Genomic DNA, 15,718 nt, shown 5'->3' with positions numbered 1-15,718 from the left:
AGGCAGCCCGTTCCTTTTTGCTTGTTCATGAATACAATAAAAAAAGAAGCTTGGATAAGTGGGTGATAGGATGCCGGGTGGAAAACCGAGGCGCCGTGAGCCGGGGAAATGGAAGCTATGGAATTTCTTTTCGGAAGAAGATGCAATACAGCCTTATCTGCCGCCTATGGCAATTTTTTCTGAGCATACGCTGCAGAGCTATATAGGAATGTATCAGCTTGTTTTCGTTAAGCCTGATTACGGGCGGGGAGGCCGCGGAGTCATCAAAATCTGGCGGACCCAGAATGGATATGCATACATCCGGGAGAAGGGAGCTACAATTCGCTGCAAAACGGTAGAAAGCCTGTATCGAAAAATAAAACAGCACTTGCAACCAGGAAAACGATACCTTATCCAGGAAGGGATTCGCCTCGCTAAAATTAATGGTCGTCCATTTGATATTCGATTAATGATGATGCGTGAATACGGAAGATGGAAGTATATCGGCATGCTGGCTAAAGTCGCGGGGCCGAACAGTGCAGTGACGAACATTGCACGTGGCAAAGGATATGTGACAGGGGTTCGATATGCGCTTAAAAAGTCACTTAACCTAAGCGAAGCGTCCATTAATGCGCTATTGGAAGAAATGAAGGAGCTAGGCTTTAGAACATGCCGAAGATTTGATGAATACAATACTACGTATTGGCAAGTCGGACTTGATTTAGCAGTAGATAAGAACGGAAAGCTATGGATTATTGAAGAAAATACCGCACCGACACAGTCGCTGTTTGCGCGATTGAAGGACAAATCCATGTATCGGCAAATACGCCGTCTTAATGCGATCCGCAAAAAACGGCAGCAAAAAAGATAATATACACTTTTGGCACAGCTTCATACTACACTTGTAATATATATAAGTTACACTTGATATTTTGACATGATCATGTGGTTGGAAGGAGGAAATTCGGAAAAAAGAAGAGGGTCGATGCGCCCTGCGCTTCGGCAGAAGAAAGGCTAGTGTGTCTTTTTTCAGTCTACCACACAGGATTTTCACGTTTTAAGGATGACCTTTGCTAGTTATATGTGATAAAATGAAATCAAAATATTTAATAAATAAAAAATATTCATTCCTCTATGTTTGTTCGTTGCTTTTCCTATAGATTATAGGCTGCTGTTTTTTGCGAATATGAATAAGGGGGGAAGTTTATATGAGCGAAAAATACGAACATATCGTTATTAAAAAGGCGGGTAAAGTTGTAGAATCGTATATTCGAGTTATTAAGGAAGTACAGAATACAGAAGAAGAGAAGGCGATCCCTTTCAATAGAGGAGCGCATAAAAACGATAAATAATATGCAAGCTGATCATCTTATACTAAAGGCCGTTGGCGATCCGTCAACAGCCTTTTATCGTTGTATCCTGTTTCGTGTTTGTAGAAAAAAAGGGAGGCAAACAAAAAATGATAGACAAAGGAACGCTACTGCAACAAATTACCGTTGAAGCAGCGCCAGCTTCACATCCATTAGGCAATACAGCCCCTTGTATATTTTTTCCGGAGGGAGAACAGGAGATTGTAGAAATCCTGAAGTATGCCCGGCAGAACCGGATGAGATTGATTCCGATGGGCGGTGGTACGAAGCGGGGATTCGGTGGGGTGGAGGAAATGGCCGATGCCATACTCTCACTTTCTCGTTGCAGTGGTATTATCGAGCATTCACCGGGTGATATGATCGTTACCGTTCGTCCGGGGACCACTGTTCAAGAACTACAGAATTGTTTGGCAGAATATGGACAAATGTTGCCGCTTGATCCTGCCTGGCCGGCTTACGCTACGGTGGGCGGGATCGTTGCCGCAGGTGACAGTGGACCGAAACGACTGCGTTACGGATCGGCTCGCGACCATGTGATTGCCATGCGAGTTGTATATCCGGATGGCACGATTATTCGTACAGGCGCGAAAGTCGTCAAAAATGTAGCTGGCTATGATATGAACAAGCTTTTTATCGGTTCGATGGGAACATTAGGTATTATCAGCGAATTATCATTTAAACTTCGGCCGTTGCCAAAGGCAGAACGGTTGCTGCTGCTCTCCTTTTCTGAAGGGGAAATGGATGCTATCAGAGGATTTATTCGTAGCTTGCAAGATTCAAGGCTGGAGCCGGTTTCACTTGAGTTAATTAGTCCCACACTTGCAGGGCGGCTTGGAGAAAAACCAGAATATATGCTGGCAATTGCATTTGAAGATGTAGAAAGTGCGGTAAGGTACCAGGAAGCATGGGTTCGGAGCTGTGCACCGGAAGCGTCGTTAGGAAGAACGCTTATCGGACGAGAGGCGCAGATGTGGTGGGATGCGTTCGCTTGTATTCCGCCATATGGGTTAGAGGAGAACGGGGTAGAGACGCGCATCGCCATGAAAATTGGAAGCAAAAACACGGATGTACCTGATATTATTGCTGTCTGCCATCATTTAGGGCAGGACAGGGGGGTGACGGTGGAAGCGCATGGTGGGGCAGGACACGGTATTTCATATATTTTTTTTACAGGAGGAACCGAGGAGGAGCTTGCCAGTTGTGCCGATGCCACTCGTCGGTTAGCACAAGATAGGGGAGGATATGCCATCGTGAGGCATGCCCCGCTTTCGCTTAGACGACGGATAGGAGCGTGGGGAGAAGTACCAGCCCATTTTCCATTGCTTGAAGGCATTAAGCATACGATTGATCCGGATCGTATCCTGAATCCGGGCCGGTTCATAGGAGGGATATAACGATGAATCAATCAGGCATTCGGATGGTGAAACCACATACTGATGAATCTACCCTTGTACATATGAGTGCAACAGATGAGGACAAATTTGCCGCTTGTGTTCATTGTGGTATGTGTCTTGAATCGTGTCCAACGTACGATGAGCTTGGGCATGAGCATCAATCCCCACGCGGTCGTGTGCATTTGATGAAAGCTGTGGCACAGGGCAAGATGGCCATAAGCGAAGCGTTTGCAGACCCGGTATTTACTTGTTTAGATTGCAGAGCGTGTGAGACCGCATGTCCCTCTGGAGTGCAGGTTGGTACGTTGATTGAAGAAGCTCGCGGTCAAATTCGAGAAACTTTACCTTTGACTGGATGGAAAAAAACGATCAGTCGCACGTTCTTACGCAAGTTGTTTCCGTATCCTGCACGTTTGCAAGTATTAGGCAAGGCGCTGAAGGTATATCAGAGAAGCGGTTTGCAGACATTTGCACGTAAAACAGGCCTTGTCAATCTTGCCCCGCAGCATTTACGGGATATGGAAGCCATTATGCCTATGGTGACGGAACCGACGCTCACCAAGTATCCGCATGGCATTCCGGCAAACGGTAAGGTGAAAATGCAGGTAGCACTGTTTACGGGTTGTATTATGGATGTGATGTTTAGCGATATTAATGAAGCGACCATCCGGGTGCTGACGCGCAACGGATACGAAGTGGAAATGCCGCAAGGCCAGCGCTGTTGTGGTGCACTTCATGTGCACGCAGGAGATCGGGAAGAAGGCAGACGTTTGGCCCGTCAAAACATTGATGCATTTCTTGAAGCGGACCCGGATAAGGTCATCGTGAACGCAGCGGGCTGTGGCTGTGCGTTGAAAGAATATCCGGAGCTGCTGCGAGAGGATCAGGAATACAGGGAAAGAGCAAAGCAGTTTGCTGCAAAGGTGGAGGATGTATCGAAGTTTTTGCATGATTACGGCTATAGAAAGCCACAGGGCAAGCTGAATGCGCGGGTTACATACCATGATGCTTGTCATCTTGCTCACGGGCAGGGTGTTCGCCGGGAGCCGCGTGAACTTTTGGAAAGCATACCAGGCTTACAGATAATACCGCTACCGGATGCCGATCGCTGCTGTGGCAGCGCAGGCATCTATAATCTGACCAATCCGGGCATGGCCGGGAAAATTCTCGACAAAAAAATGGAGAACATGCCTGCAGAGGCGGAGCTGATTTCTATGGGGAATCCAGGCTGTATGCTCCAGATAGCCATGGGGGTGGCCAAATGCGGACGGAATCAGCAGGTTGTTCATACGGTGCAGCTGCTTGATTGGTCGTATCAAAAAGAAGGGCGGTATGTGCCCGCGGAAGAGGTGTAGCAGATGAAAGGAACGAAGGATTCGTTAGTTGGTGAACTCTCCGCTATCGTAGGAAGCAGTGCGGTATTATTTCAGCCGGAAGATTTGCTGGCGTATGAGTGCGATGCGTACACGATTCATCGCGGGATGCCACGCGCTGTTGTTTTTCCGAAAACGACGCAAGAGGTGGCGGCTGTAGTGAAGCATTTGTATGGGAAGCGTATTCCGTTTTTGCCGCGGGGTGCAGGTACGGGGCTTAGCGGTGGGGCGATTCCGCTCGGTGGCGAAGTGATTATCAGCCTGGTGCGGATGAAAAAACTGCTTCATGTGGATGTAGAGAATCGAATTGCGGTCGTCCAGCCTGGTTTTGTCAATCTGAAGCTAACCCACTCTATTTCGGATAAAGGTTATTATTATGCACCTGATCCGTCTAGTCAGTATGCCTGTACAATTGGAGGGAATGTGGCAGAGAATGCAGGAGGTGCCCATTGCTTAAAATACGGCGTGACGACTAACCATGTTCTTGGTCTGGAGGTTGTCCTTCCAAATGGGGAAGTTATCGAGCTTGGCGGTGCACCTGATATGCCGGGATATGATTTACTCGGTTTAATGACCGGTTCGGAGGGAACGCTCGGTATTGTAACGAAGATTATGGTGCGTATTTTAAAGAATCCGGAAGAAAAGCAGACAGTGCTCGCCTATTTTGATAAGGTAGAAGACGCCAGCTACGCGGTTTCGGATATTATCGCCGCAGGGATTGTTCCAGCGGCGCTTGAAATGATGGATACGGTGGCGATTGAAGGGGTGGAATGCGGTACGTATCCGGTCGGTCACCCCCCCGGTCTTCAAGCGCTGTTGCTAATTGAGGTGGACGGAATTGCTGCCGGCATCAATGAACAAATTACTGAAATTGTAGGTGTATGCAAGCGAAGAAATGTGATGGACGTGCGGGTTGCGGAAAATGAGGAGGAGCGGGGACGGTGGTGGGCAAACCGTAAAACGGCATTTGCGGCTATGGGAACAATCTCTCCTGATTATCTTGTTCAGGATGGTGTAATTCCGCGCAGTCGTCTACCAGAAGTGCTTGCTAGCATCAGACGGATTAGTGAAACCTCAGGTTTGCGTATCGCTAACGTATTTCATGCGGGAGACGGCAATCTTCATCCTTTGATTTTGTTTGATGCTCGCAAGCCGGGGGAGACGGATCTGGCTGTAGAGGTCGGATCAGCGGTTCTTAAAGTATGCGCCGATGTTGGCGGTACGATTACAGGTGAACATGGTGTCGGAATTGAGAAGCGGGAAGAAATGCGGTACGTATGCACGGATGAAGAAATTGAAGCCCAGACCCGAATTCGCACAGTGTTTAATCCTCACAACTTATTGAATGCGGATAAGCTGTTTCCAAAGCCTAGCCGGTGTGCAGAGATAAAAATAATACAATCTGATCGCTAAATAGAATAAAGATATTGCGTTTTCGGTATTTATTTACGGTGAAATTGTTTGTCATTTTAAAATTATTAGATAAAATGGCATATGTAAGGGGAAAATATATTATGAAAGGATGAGAGCAATGTTCAAAGAATTGAATCCTCCGAGCCGTGTATTGATGGGACCGGGACCTAGCGATGTTCATCCTCGTGTATTGAAAGCGATGGCGACGCCGCTTATCGGGCATCTAGATCCAAGCTTTTTGCAAATAATGAATGAAACGATGGAATTAATGCGAACTGTATTTGAGACGAAAAATGAGCTAACGCTTGCAATGTCTGGAACAGGCAGTTCAGGTATGGAGACTGTGTTTGTTAACCTGCTTGAACCAGGCGATAAAATCGTCATCGGTGTAAACGGCCTGTTCGGTGAGCGTATGGTAGATGTAGCCGAGCGCTGCGGAGCGGAAGTTATTCGAATCGAAGCACCGTGGGGAGAGGTTATCCAGCCGGAACAAGTGGAAGAAGCATTACAGGGACATGCTAGGGTGAAGGCTGTGGCGGTTGTACACGCCGAAACGTCTACTGGAGCACTGCAGCCTCTCGCTGAAATTTCCCAGCTAGTTCATGCTCATGAAGCCCTCTTAATCGTAGATGCGGTTACATCGCTTGGCGGCGTGCAGATAGGTATTGATGAGAATGAAGTGGATGCATGCTATAGCGGTACGCAAAAATGCATAAGTGCACCGCCGGGCTTATCTCCTGTTACGTTTAGCAAACGTGCGGCAGAGTCGATGGCGAAAAGAAAATCCAAAGTGCAGAGCTGGTATCTTGACCTATCCATGATTCAAAATTATTGGGGACAAGAACGCTTTTATCATCACACTGCACCAATTAGCATGAATTATGCTTTGCGTGAAGCTCTTCGTATTGTAGTGGAAGAAGGACTGGAAAATACGTGGGAACGCCATTGGAAGCTAGGTCGCGCCCTACAGTCTGGTCTGGAAGGAATGGGCTTGTCCCTGCATGTAGCCGAGAATATTCGCCTGCCGCAGCTTACTTCTGTATACATTCCGGATGGGGTTGAAGATGTATCGGTTCGCAAGCAGCTGCTTGAGCAGTACGGCATCGAAATTGGCGGCGGATTGGGTGCATTAAAAGGAAAGGTGTGGCGTGTCGGTCTTATGGGTTTCTCCTGCCAGCCACGCAATGTGCTTTTATTCCTTGCAGCACTTGAAGAAGTGCTGGCACAACAGGGAGCTGACGTACGTAGAGAAGAAGGTCGCGCTATTGCAGCGGAAGCTATGCAGAAGTAGACAAAGAACAATATACAGAGCCGCTGGCGGGTTTCTGCCTGCGGCTTTTTGTCAATCCAGACATTATTGCGCAAAATAATAAAAGACGAATCAATTAATCAGCGCTGCTCCTTTTTGCAAGGCACCAGTAGCACCAAAGCCTTGATGATATACGATAGGCTTTCCGAGCTTTTCTGCAACCTCGCGTACCGTCCACATACTTGGATGATTAAGTGCTCCGGCCATTATGACAACACAATCCGCTTTTCGCAAAATAGGCAAAAATTCTTTTTCGCGCTTCTTTCCTGTTTTTCCACTATGAAAAATGATGCTGCATCCTTGTTTGCGGGCCAATCTTTCCAGGGTTTGCTTCTGACTTCCTCCGATCACTGCAATCGTCTTCATTCTTTCTCCTCCTGTATGGCCAAGTTGATAGCTTGTCATTGTTTTCTTAATTTTACCATCCTGTGCACCTAATTTCAATAATTCTCATGTATATACTTGGTATTATCTTGGGTATACTGTATACTATATATTAATACTGCGTAGGCAAGTTTTTCTTATCAAGAGAGGTGGAGGGAACTGGCCCAATGAAGCTTCAGCAACCATAGGCGTACCTGTACGGTGCTACTTCCAGCAGACGTATCTGAGAGATAAGAAGGGGTTTTTGGCGCTGCCTCTTCTTCGAGGTTTTTTTACGAGGGCTTGGCGGAAGAGGAAGAGCGTAAGAAAACAAAAAGGCAGTGAGAAAAATGAATGAAACAAGAGAAAGATTGCAGGAAAAATTAATTGAACAAGGTGTTTTCAAAATAGGCGGTCGCCATTTTTATGAATGCTCGTTTGATGAACTTGTACGATACTATCGAAGACACGCAAAAGGAAATGAAGAATGGCAAACAACGAAGAGCGCAGGTTATGAAATGAATAATGAATAGTAGATAAATACAAAGAAGGCACCGCCGTAATATGGTTGGTGCTTTCTTTGTGTTAATTGTTTTCGATAAATAGGAGGCTCCCTCGACGGCTTCGGGGCGGGAGACGAACCGACGCCCGTTTGGGGCATGGTGTGGTGACGACCCACTCTGGATCGTACTGGATATCAACATCCTTGATATAATGTAGTAACTATTACATATTATAACATTTTAAAACAATGAGTACATGATAAATTAAAAAGAGGAAAAGTAAGAGAGAAAAAAGAAAATAAAGCAGAGGAGGGAAAAAGATGATAAAACATAGTTTTCAAACCGAATTATGCCGACGATTAGATATTACATATCCTGTCATTCAGGCTGGAATGGCAGGAGGACCAACAACGGCAGAGCTGGTGGCCGGCGTATCAAGAGCCGGGGGATTGGGCACGCTTGGAGCAGCATATATGGAGCCGGAAGCGATTCGCGAAACGGTACGAACCATCCGCCGGCTAACCGATCGCCCATTCGGCGTGAATTTGTTTACGGCTGATATGACAGATGATACATCGCGCGTTCAGGAAGTGCAGCGAATGCTGGACCCGATACGGGATGAATTGGGCATCAAAGCCGGAAAAAAAGCTCTGTATACGCCGAGCAAATTTACGGAGCAGTTTCAAGTGTTGCTTGAGGAAGGCGTACCAATTATTAGTACGGCTTTCGGCATATTGCCGGATGATGCTATGCGTGAAGCCAAGGCGGCACACCGAATCGTGATAACGATGATTACAACAGTTGAGGAAGCAAAGCTTGCTGAAGAAAAAGGATGCGATATTGTTGTTGCTCAAGGAAGCGATGCCGGGGGACATAGGGGAACGTTTGATATTGGCCGGCATCCGTACGGTGCTAATGTCGGTACGTTTTCGCTTGTTCCGCAGGTAGCTGATCAGGTGCGTATCCCGGTCGTGGCGGCCGGTGGAATTATGGATGGCAGAGGATTGGTTGCCGCACTGGCACTTGGAGCACAAGGTGTACAGATGGGCACACGCTTCCTGACGGCGGCGGAGTCAGGTGCGCATCCTGCATACCGGAAGGCGCTGTTAGCTAGCTCGGAGGAAGATACGGTTATTACAAAAGCTTTTTCGGGACGTCCAGCCCGTGGGATTCGCAATGCCTTCATTGACCATGTGGAATCTTCGGGGATAGAGCCGTTACCTTTTCCTACCCAAAATACGGCGACAGGTGATATTCGCCGAGCAGCTGCAATACAGAATGACTCACGCTACCTGTCATTATGGGCCGGACAGGCGACCCGCCTACTGACGGATGGAGAGAGAGCGGAAGCAATTGTTGAACAAGTGATTAAGCAAGCGCAGGAATGGATGGAATAGCTGATAATACAACAGGATGAGCTAGGCAAACATTTGCCTGGCTCATCCTGTTGTAAGGCTACGGCGCGCTGGAGCGTATAATAATTTCTACACGCCGGTTTTGTTCACGGTGTTCCTCTGTATCATTTGGAGCGGTCGGTTTTGTTTTTCCGAACCCTTTTGTTGAGAGTGTAATGCCTTCAAGCCCTGTCATTGTAGCAAGGTAGTGTTCTACAGCTTTGGCTCGTTTTTCCGATAGAGCCAAATTGTATTGTTCGCTTCCTTTACTATCGGTATGACCGTGAATTTCAACGTTTGCTTTGCCTATTTTTTTGAGTTCGCCTGCGATTTGTGCAAGTAGTTTTTCGGCTTCAGGACGCAGGGTATCGCTATTATAATCAAACAATAACTTGTTAGGAAGCCTGAGGGTAATCCCGTCCTTTTCTGGCGTTACTTTGACGTCCGGGTTATTGATGGAAATACTAATTGGAGTACCTGGCTCAATCGGTTTGCCCGGTGTGATTGGAGTACCCGGCTCAATCGGTTTGCCTGGTGTAATTGGAGTACCTGGCTCAATCGGGTTACCTGGTGTAATCGGCTCGCTCTGTTCAGCGCTCGTACTTTTTTCCTCCCCCGTGCAGGCAGAAAGAGAGAAGGCGAGGCTGCAAACAAGCATTATCGTTGCTATTCTTTTGATTAATGCACACATTGCAGAACGACTCCTTTCATTGTTCGTTCTTTCCATTATTACATAGTTGAAATATTTGGTACATGGTTTTGTTTGCGAGCGTAGAAGATTACAATAAAATGAAAAAGGCCCCTGTAACAGAGGCTTTTGGAAGATGATTAGATTAATGTGCCGGAAAATAAATCATTTGAAGAATAAAAATCACGCCAAAAACGTAAAGCAGAGGATGAACTTCTTTTCCTTTTCCACTGACCAATTTCATTAGCGGATACGTAATAAAGCCAGTTGCAATGCCTGTGGCAATACTTGATGTCAGCGGCATGGTAAGAATAATCGCAAACGCAGGAAATGCCTCATCAAATGTTTTCCAGTCGATCCGTGCCAGTCCTTCCATCATGAAGCATCCGACAATGATAAGAACGGGTGCTGTAATGGCCGGCAGGGACGAAATGGCAGAGACGGCAGGAGAAAAGAAAAGAGCCACTAGGAAGAGCATTGCTACGACGAACGAAGTCAATCCGGTTCTGCCGCCCGCAGCCACCCCGGTAGAAGATTCGATATACGCACTTGATGGAGTCGTCCCCAGTGTTGCGCCGACCGTAGTAGCTACGGCGTCAGCCATAAGGGCGGATTTAGCCCGTGGAAGCTTGCCATCCCGGAGCAAGTTCGCTTGTTCGGCCACTCCAATCATTGTTCCTGTCGTATCGAAAATTGTTACCAGAAGAAAAGCGAATACGATGGTGTACAATCCGTGGGAAAAGACACCGCTAACATCCATATCGAATAACACAGGAGCAGGTGGCAAGGATACGACTCCTTCAAATTTTAATAGATCGGTAAAGTATCCGATGAGTGCAGTTATTGCCATACCGATGAACAAAGCGCCATGTACTTTTTTAGCGATAAGGATAAGCGTAATAAAGAGACCGGCCAGTGACAGTAATGCAACAGGTTGATGCAAATCTCCAAACGATACCATCGTAGATTCGTTAGGTACTACAATGCCTGACATTTTCAAGCCCATAAATGCAATAAAAAGACCAATCCCCGATGTAATCCCGTACTTTAACGAAGCCGGAATCGATTGAATTAATGCTTCCCTAAGCGAGGTGAAGGTGAGCAGAAGAAAAATAATACCAGCTAGAAATACGGCGCCAAACACGGTTTGATAGGAAATGCCATGCGTTGCGACGACGCTTGCGAAATAAGCGTTCATGCCCATACCGGGAGCAATGGCGATAGGATATTTGGCGAATAAGGCCATGCATAGTGTGCCTATTGTAGCTGCGATAACAGTAGCCATGAACACCTGGTTAAATGGAACGCCAGCTGAGGATAAAATCGCAGGGTTGACAACCACAATATAGACCATTGTCAGAAATGTAGTAATTCCGGCGATGAATTCGGTCCGTACATCTGTTCCATTTTCTTTTAGTTTAAAAAAATTTTCCATAAAATATCCTCCCAATATGCGAAAAACTCGTAAGTATTTCTTTTATGCAGCTTCGCAAGTTTTTCAAGCAATATGATTTGGAAGAAAGCAGATGACGCTTTCTTACTTTATAACGACATCTATTTTCTTATCCATTGAATAGAAAAATTCCTGACCAAAAACGGGTATAGCAAACACCCATCCGTAGTCAGGAATTTATGGTTCCCTTGTAGAGACCCTCAAACCATATTATCGAGGATATACGAACGATTAATATCAGTATCACATTTTATTGCAAACAACTTGTATATTAAAACAAACGATATTGTTATGTCAAATGAAAATCGTTCGGTTTATTCAACTTTATCTGAAGAAAAGTGTGTTTAGATAAAAATTAAATCATTCCTTGTAGAGTGTGATGAATGCTACAGCTTTCCATCTGATAGTGCAGTACAATGAAGCGTGAGAGCAGACATCCTGCTGGAGCGCAGGGCGTATCCAACCTCTTCTTTTTCTGAAGATCCTGCTTCACCCTGTCGAAATATCAAGCGTAATTTATACAGATAATGTAGAGGTGGTGACAGTATGAGACTGTTAATTCCTAAGCAACATGGTGCCTGGGCGATGCTTATTGTTCCGTTCTGGCTTGGTGTAATGGCTTCCACGTTTTACTTTGGACACCTTTTTCTTTTCATTGGCTGGCTTTTTCTTTATCTGGCCTCTTATGCCGCGTTAATGTTGGCTAAGGGGAGGCAAGCAAATTTATACAAAAAATGGACGACCATTTATCTTAGTCTTGCAGGGCTATTCATTTTTATTCCGGTTTGGCAGCAACCGAAGCTAATCGGATTTGGACTACTCCTGTTGCCGTTTTTTGCGGTAAGTGCATATTACTCCGCAAAAAATTGTGACCGAGCACTCACCAATGATATAAGTGCGATTTTTATATTCTCGTCGTCGGGGGCAGCAAGCTATTTTTATGGTGCAAACCAGTTGGATAAAATCGGCTTGTTCCTCTTTTTCATTTGTTTCTTGTTCTTCCTGGGCAGTGCCTTGTATGTAAAAACGATGATTCGAGAGAAAGGCAATCGAACGTATCGCAATGTGTCATGGGGCTACCATGGTGTGATCGTATGTGCGTGGCTGCTGTTTGGTGAATGGCTTGTATGTTTAGCGTTTCTGCCGAGCCTCTTTCGAGCGTATGCTTTTTATGGGCGTAAATTATCAATACTGCAGGTTGGCATTTATGAGATTGCCAATTCGGCCTTATTTTTTACCATCGTAACACTGGCACTCTCTACAGTATTGTAGAAGCAATAAACGAGGCTGTAATGAATACAGCCCCATAAACGCAACAGATAAATACGGCAACGTTGTTTTTACGAAACATTAGTGGGGCTATCTTTTTGATCTAGAGGAAACTGCATCGTAAAAACAGGGCCTGTTTCTTCGTTTTTTATTCCGATTTTTCCGTGATGAAGGTCGACAATCCTCTTAACAATCGCCAGACCAAGGCCGAATTGCCCGCTTGCTCCTTTACGATAGGGTTCGAAAATCGTCTGAATGTTCTCGGGCGGAATCGGCGGCCCGTCATTGCCGAGTCGCAGTTGGAATGTGTATGCGCCGTCTTCATTTGCTTTTTTTCCTGATATCCAGATTTTTTGCTGTGCATAACGAATCTGATTATCAAGTATATTTTCCAATGCTGTACGCAATTGCTCCTCATCTCCTTCAACATGAATATCAGGTACGTTAATTTCCCATTCCAATTCCGGGCGGCGCCAGCGCAGTCGTTGGACCGTATCCTGGATGATGTTCACCACGCAAACTGAATGGGTTGTAAGCTCCTGTGTTGCCAAATAATCAAGTTTGGTAAGATAGAGGAGCTGCTGGATTTGGCGTTCCAGTCGCTCTGCCTCTTTTTCGATGACTTCGACCGTCTGAGATAGATCTCCGGATGGATAGATGCCATCCTGTATAGCTTGTGTATAGCTTCGAATGACCATAACCGGCGTTTTTAGCTCATGGGATACATTTTGCAGCAGGGTACGCTGTGTCTCATCCTGTTTGACTAATCGGCGACGCATGCGTTCCACCGATTTTGCCAGCCGGCCGATTTCGTCCTTACGGTCCAGCAGCAGCGGTTTATTCCAGTCGCGTTCGGCCAGACGCTGTACATGTTGTTCAATTTGCACAAGCGGGCGAGACAGATATTTGGATAGCCAATAACAAAATGGAAAGCTTGCTAACAAAATCAGGGCAGTCATGCCAAACAATTGACGGATGAGTGAAGAAATAAATTCCCGTTGATACGTATCCAAAGCATAGGATAGAAGAAAAAAGTTCTGTCCTTCCATTTGCTGAACCCGAATAATATAGTATAGCGTTTGTTGGCCAACTTCTGCTTTATATTGTTTGGCCTCTTCTGTTTGAAGCAGAGCTTGTCCCTGTGCGGTGGCCAGAAACTCTGTAGGCAGCCGGGTAAGCGAAGAGGGGGGCGCTATCCACTCCCCATTGACGAATAACAAGTGATGTACGACTCCGTTATCCTTCGTACGGAAAGGTTTCCCTGAGCCTGGGCCATTGTCCTGCCTGTTTGAGATAAGCGTTTGAGCTTCGCTGATTCTCGCATATGTATCCTGTACGAGAAACGGCTGAACAAGCAGGGGAATGAGCAGGATGACGATGCATAATATAATCGTCATCACCCCGGAGAATACGAGCCAGATTTGTACGGCAAGCGGTTTGTTTTTCATGCGCTCGTCATCCTATAGCCATATCCGTATAGTGTTTCAAGGTGTAACTCCGGCATTTTCTTGCGTAATCGGCGTACTAGGTCGTCTACGGCACGATCTGTTCCGAAGTAGTCTGTACCCCAAATACGACTGAGAATTTGCTGGCGGGAGAGAGCCTGTCCCGGATGTTTTGCAAACAGCAGCAGCAAATCCAGCTCTTTAGAGGTTAGCTCGATTGGCTGCTCACCATGATATACCCTGCGCTCCTTTTCCCATACAGTATAGGAGCAAATGCTCAGTGTGTCTGAGATAGGGAGGGTAGATGCAGAAGACGTTTTTCCGTATATGCGCTCCAGCAGCTTTTTGGTGCGAATTACAAGTTCGCGTGGCAGAAACGGTTTAGCAAGATAATCGTCACTGCCCATCTCTAATCCGAGGACCCGGTCCAGGTCGGCATCACGTGCCGAAATAAATATGATCGGAGTATCGGCACACTCGTTTTTTATCTGACTAAGGAGTTCGAATCCGTCTGTATCCGGCAGCATAATGTCGAGAATCCACACATGGGGTTTTTGTGGGATAGCCGCTTTTGCTTCTGTTCCGGTAGTAAATGATGTGACATGCCATCCTTCGTTTTGCAGATAAGAGGTTAACAGTCGATTCAAATTGACTTCATCTTCGACTAGATATACGTGATAAGTCATGCTTCATCCCCCGATGGAAGTTTTATTTTATATAGTTAAGAATAAAGAAAGAGACATGCAGAGGCAACATGTCCCTTTCAAAAGATTAGTGCAGCGAATTAAAGCTGACCGCTGTCCGGCAGTTGCTTTTTCAATTCGTCCACACTGATCCCTTTTTGTTTAGCGATTTGTTCCAGTTTTTCTTCATGCTTTTGCTGCAATTGCTGTTTCAGCTCATCGACGGAAATTCCTTTTTTCTTTGCCATTTGTTCCAGCTTTTCTTCTTTTTTCTGCTTCATTTGCTGCTTCAGTTCACCGACGGAAATGCCTTTTTCTTTTGCTAATTCTTCAAGTTTGCTTTCATCCATTTTTTCGACTTTATGCCAGATACGCACTTGACCAGCAGCCGGTTCATTGGCCTGTTGCTCTGTCGCTGGTTCAGCTGCAAACACGGAGCTCATCGCTGCCAGTGCAACTCCGGTTCCTAATAAAGTGGCATACAGCTTTTTCTTCATCATTTGTTCCTCCTTAATGGTAATGTATGGGTTTGCCTTGTACAATGTATAGAATAGACAGACAATGTGGAAGCAATATCAAAAAAATATGGGAAATTGTAAAAAAAGAGGTGAAAGTATGCATATTAAACATCTGGATCATTTCGTGCTAACAGTAAAAAGTATAGAAGATACACGTCGGTTTTATTGCGAAGTATTAGGAATGAAGCCGGTAACATTCGGAGGCGGGCGAGTAGCACTGCAATTCGGGGAACAAAAAATAAATTTGCACGAAGCGGGCAAGGAGTTCGAACCGAAAGCGGCAAGACCGACGCCTGGTTCCGCTGACTTGTGTTTTATTACTGATACACCTCTGCAACAGGTCATAGCTTATCTGCACTCGGCTGGAATCGAAATCGAAGAGGGGCCTGTCAGGCGTACTGGGGCACTCGGTCCTATCGAGTCCGTCTACATAAGAGATCCCGATAACAACCTCATTGAAATTTCGAATAATGGTGCGACTACATTTGGCACTGGAGCATAGCGGACACGGTGTTTATAGAACATTTAAATTCCCTCCGAAAGAAGTCTCCCACTTCTAAACGT

The 15,718-nt window shown here is 46.0% G+C and carries 16 protein-coding genes and 2 riboswitches; of the genes, 10 read left to right on the top strand and 6 right to left on the bottom strand.

The window, feature by feature from the left end:
- Window positions 1–58 precede the first annotated feature (58 nt).
- From HMPREF0083_RS20105 to HMPREF0083_RS20085, 6 genes are all read left to right on the top strand, one after another.
- A complete protein-coding gene (locus HMPREF0083_RS20105; protein WP_148316028.1) occupies window positions 59–850 on the top strand; it encodes a YheC/YheD family protein in 792 nt (263 codons plus the stop codon).
- Window positions 851–1,187: 337 nt separating this feature from the next.
- Window positions 1,188–1,331: a hypothetical protein gene (locus HMPREF0083_RS28295; protein WP_021623564.1), complete on the top strand. Its 144-nt coding sequence runs from the start codon at window positions 1,188–1,190 to the stop codon at window positions 1,329–1,331.
- A 107-nt stretch (window positions 1,332–1,438) separates the two neighbouring features.
- Window positions 1,439–2,743, top strand: coding sequence for an FAD-binding oxidoreductase (locus HMPREF0083_RS20100; RefSeq protein ID WP_051354740.1), 1,305 nt, complete (start codon window positions 1,439–1,441; stop codon window positions 2,741–2,743).
- Window positions 2,744–2,766: 23 nt separating this feature from the next.
- Complete coding sequence (locus tag HMPREF0083_RS20095) at window positions 2,767–4,098, top strand: (Fe-S)-binding protein (protein ID WP_245191363.1); 1,332 nt, start codon at window positions 2,767–2,769, stop codon at window positions 4,096–4,098.
- A gap of 3 nt (window positions 4,099–4,101) precedes the next feature.
- Window positions 4,102–5,529 (top strand): FAD-linked oxidase C-terminal domain-containing protein, encoded by a 1,428-nt coding sequence (locus HMPREF0083_RS20090; RefSeq protein ID WP_021623561.1) that lies wholly within the window; start codon window positions 4,102–4,104, stop codon window positions 5,527–5,529.
- Window positions 5,530–5,647: 118 nt separating this feature from the next.
- A complete protein-coding gene (locus tag HMPREF0083_RS20085; protein WP_081696136.1) occupies window positions 5,648–6,820 on the top strand; it encodes a pyridoxal-phosphate-dependent aminotransferase family protein in 1,173 nt (390 codons plus the stop codon).
- A 90-nt stretch (window positions 6,821–6,910) separates the two neighbouring features.
- On the opposite strand, the gene HMPREF0083_RS20080 is transcribed toward HMPREF0083_RS20085, so the two are convergent.
- Complete coding sequence (locus tag HMPREF0083_RS20080; protein WP_040304075.1) at window positions 6,911–7,204, bottom strand: DUF2325 domain-containing protein; 294 nt, start codon at window positions 7,202–7,204, stop codon at window positions 6,911–6,913.
- 152 nt (window positions 7,205–7,356) lie between these two features.
- A riboswitch (SAM riboswitch) is annotated at window positions 7,357–7,459 on the top strand.
- Between the two features lie 92 nt (window positions 7,460–7,551).
- Here HMPREF0083_RS20080 and HMPREF0083_RS20075 point away from each other — a divergent pair.
- Window positions 7,552–7,734: a Fur-regulated basic protein FbpA gene (locus HMPREF0083_RS20075; protein ID WP_021623558.1), complete on the top strand. Its 183-nt coding sequence runs from the start codon at window positions 7,552–7,554 to the stop codon at window positions 7,732–7,734.
- 290 nt (window positions 7,735–8,024) lie between these two features.
- The gene (locus HMPREF0083_RS20070; RefSeq protein ID WP_021623557.1) at window positions 8,025–9,101 is read left to right on the top strand and encodes an NAD(P)H-dependent flavin oxidoreductase; all 1,077 of its coding nucleotides are present in this window, start codon (window positions 8,025–8,027) and stop codon (window positions 9,099–9,101) included.
- A 58-nt stretch (window positions 9,102–9,159) separates the two neighbouring features.
- Here HMPREF0083_RS20070 and HMPREF0083_RS29830 read toward each other — a convergent pair whose 3' ends face one another.
- Both HMPREF0083_RS29830 and HMPREF0083_RS20060 read right to left on the bottom strand, forming a co-directional pair.
- Window positions 9,160–9,789 carry an OmpA family protein gene (locus tag HMPREF0083_RS29830; RefSeq protein ID WP_051354739.1) on the bottom strand — a complete coding sequence of 210 codons (630 nt, stop codon included), beginning with the start codon at window positions 9,787–9,789 and terminating at the stop codon, window positions 9,160–9,162.
- A gap of 142 nt (window positions 9,790–9,931) precedes the next feature.
- Window positions 9,932–11,221: an NCS2 family permease gene (locus HMPREF0083_RS20060; RefSeq protein ID WP_021623555.1), complete on the bottom strand. Its 1,290-nt coding sequence runs from the start codon at window positions 11,219–11,221 to the stop codon at window positions 9,932–9,934.
- Between the two features lie 164 nt (window positions 11,222–11,385).
- Window positions 11,386–11,486, bottom strand: a riboswitch (purine riboswitch).
- Between the two features lie 299 nt (window positions 11,487–11,785).
- Here HMPREF0083_RS20060 and HMPREF0083_RS20055 point away from each other — a divergent pair.
- Complete coding sequence (locus HMPREF0083_RS20055; protein ID WP_021623553.1) at window positions 11,786–12,511, top strand: YwiC-like family protein; 726 nt, start codon at window positions 11,786–11,788, stop codon at window positions 12,509–12,511.
- Between the two features lie 68 nt (window positions 12,512–12,579).
- On the opposite strand, the gene HMPREF0083_RS20050 is transcribed toward HMPREF0083_RS20055, so the two are convergent.
- From HMPREF0083_RS20050 to HMPREF0083_RS20040, 3 genes are all read right to left on the bottom strand, one after another.
- Window positions 12,580–13,956, bottom strand: coding sequence for a sensor histidine kinase (locus tag HMPREF0083_RS20050; RefSeq protein ID WP_021623552.1), 1,377 nt, complete (start codon window positions 13,954–13,956; stop codon window positions 12,580–12,582).
- A complete protein-coding gene (locus tag HMPREF0083_RS20045) occupies window positions 13,953–14,639 on the bottom strand; it encodes a response regulator transcription factor (RefSeq protein WP_021623551.1) in 687 nt (228 codons plus the stop codon). The genes HMPREF0083_RS20050 and HMPREF0083_RS20045 overlap by 4 nt, the downstream gene beginning before the upstream one ends.
- A 98-nt stretch (window positions 14,640–14,737) precedes the next feature.
- Window positions 14,738–15,136, bottom strand: a complete 399-nt coding sequence (locus HMPREF0083_RS20040) for a hypothetical protein (protein WP_245191361.1) — start codon at window positions 15,134–15,136, stop codon at window positions 14,738–14,740.
- 115 nt (window positions 15,137–15,251) lie between these two features.
- Here HMPREF0083_RS20040 and HMPREF0083_RS20035 point away from each other — a divergent pair, with 115 nt between their 5' ends.
- A complete protein-coding gene (locus tag HMPREF0083_RS20035; RefSeq protein WP_040304073.1) occupies window positions 15,252–15,656 on the top strand; it encodes a VOC family protein in 405 nt (134 codons plus the stop codon).
- The last annotated feature ends 62 nt before the right edge of the window (window positions 15,657–15,718 follow it).

Origin of the sequence: Aneurinibacillus aneurinilyticus ATCC 12856 (genome assembly GCF_000466385.1) — a bacterium.
Classification (GTDB): domain Bacteria; phylum Bacillota; class Bacilli; order Aneurinibacillales; family Aneurinibacillaceae; genus Aneurinibacillus; species Aneurinibacillus aneurinilyticus.
Note: the sequence above shows the minus strand (reverse complement) of the source record. Positions and strands in the feature narration are given on the sequence as shown.

Coding starts and splice junctions, on each gene's coding strand:
- HMPREF0083_RS28295 (WP_021623564.1), top strand. CDS start 1,188: ATGAGCGAAAAATACGAACATATCGTTATTAAAAAGGCGGGTAAAGTT.
- HMPREF0083_RS20100 (WP_051354740.1), top strand. CDS start 1,439: ATGATAGACAAAGGAACGCTACTGCAACAAATTACCGTTGAAGCAGCG.
- HMPREF0083_RS20095 (WP_245191363.1), top strand. CDS start 2,767: ATGGTGAAACCACATACTGATGAATCTACCCTTGTACATATGAGTGCA.
- HMPREF0083_RS20090 (WP_021623561.1), top strand. CDS start 4,102: ATGAAAGGAACGAAGGATTCGTTAGTTGGTGAACTCTCCGCTATCGTA.
- HMPREF0083_RS20085 (WP_081696136.1), top strand. CDS start 5,648: ATGTTCAAAGAATTGAATCCTCCGAGCCGTGTATTGATGGGACCGGGA.
- HMPREF0083_RS20080 (WP_040304075.1), bottom strand. CDS start 7,204: ATGAAGACGATTGCAGTGATCGGAGGAAGTCAGAAGCAAACCCTGGAA.
- HMPREF0083_RS20075 (WP_021623558.1), top strand. CDS start 7,552: ATGAATGAAACAAGAGAAAGATTGCAGGAAAAATTAATTGAACAAGGT.
- HMPREF0083_RS20070 (WP_021623557.1), top strand. CDS start 8,025: ATGATAAAACATAGTTTTCAAACCGAATTATGCCGACGATTAGATATT.
- HMPREF0083_RS29830 (WP_051354739.1), bottom strand. CDS start 9,789: ATGTGTGCATTAATCAAAAGAATAGCAACGATAATGCTTGTTTGCAGC.
- HMPREF0083_RS20060 (WP_021623555.1), bottom strand. CDS start 11,221: ATGGAAAATTTTTTTAAACTAAAAGAAAATGGAACAGATGTACGGACC.
- HMPREF0083_RS20055 (WP_021623553.1), top strand. CDS start 11,786: ATGAGACTGTTAATTCCTAAGCAACATGGTGCCTGGGCGATGCTTATT.
- HMPREF0083_RS20050 (WP_021623552.1), bottom strand. CDS start 13,956: ATGAAAAACAAACCGCTTGCCGTACAAATCTGGCTCGTATTCTCCGGG.
- HMPREF0083_RS20045 (WP_021623551.1), bottom strand. CDS start 14,639: ATGACTTATCACGTATATCTAGTCGAAGATGAAGTCAATTTGAATCGA.
- HMPREF0083_RS20040 (WP_245191361.1), bottom strand. CDS start 15,136: ATGATGAAGAAAAAGCTGTATGCCACTTTATTAGGAACCGGAGTTGCA.
- HMPREF0083_RS20035 (WP_040304073.1), top strand. CDS start 15,252: ATGCATATTAAACATCTGGATCATTTCGTGCTAACAGTAAAAAGTATA.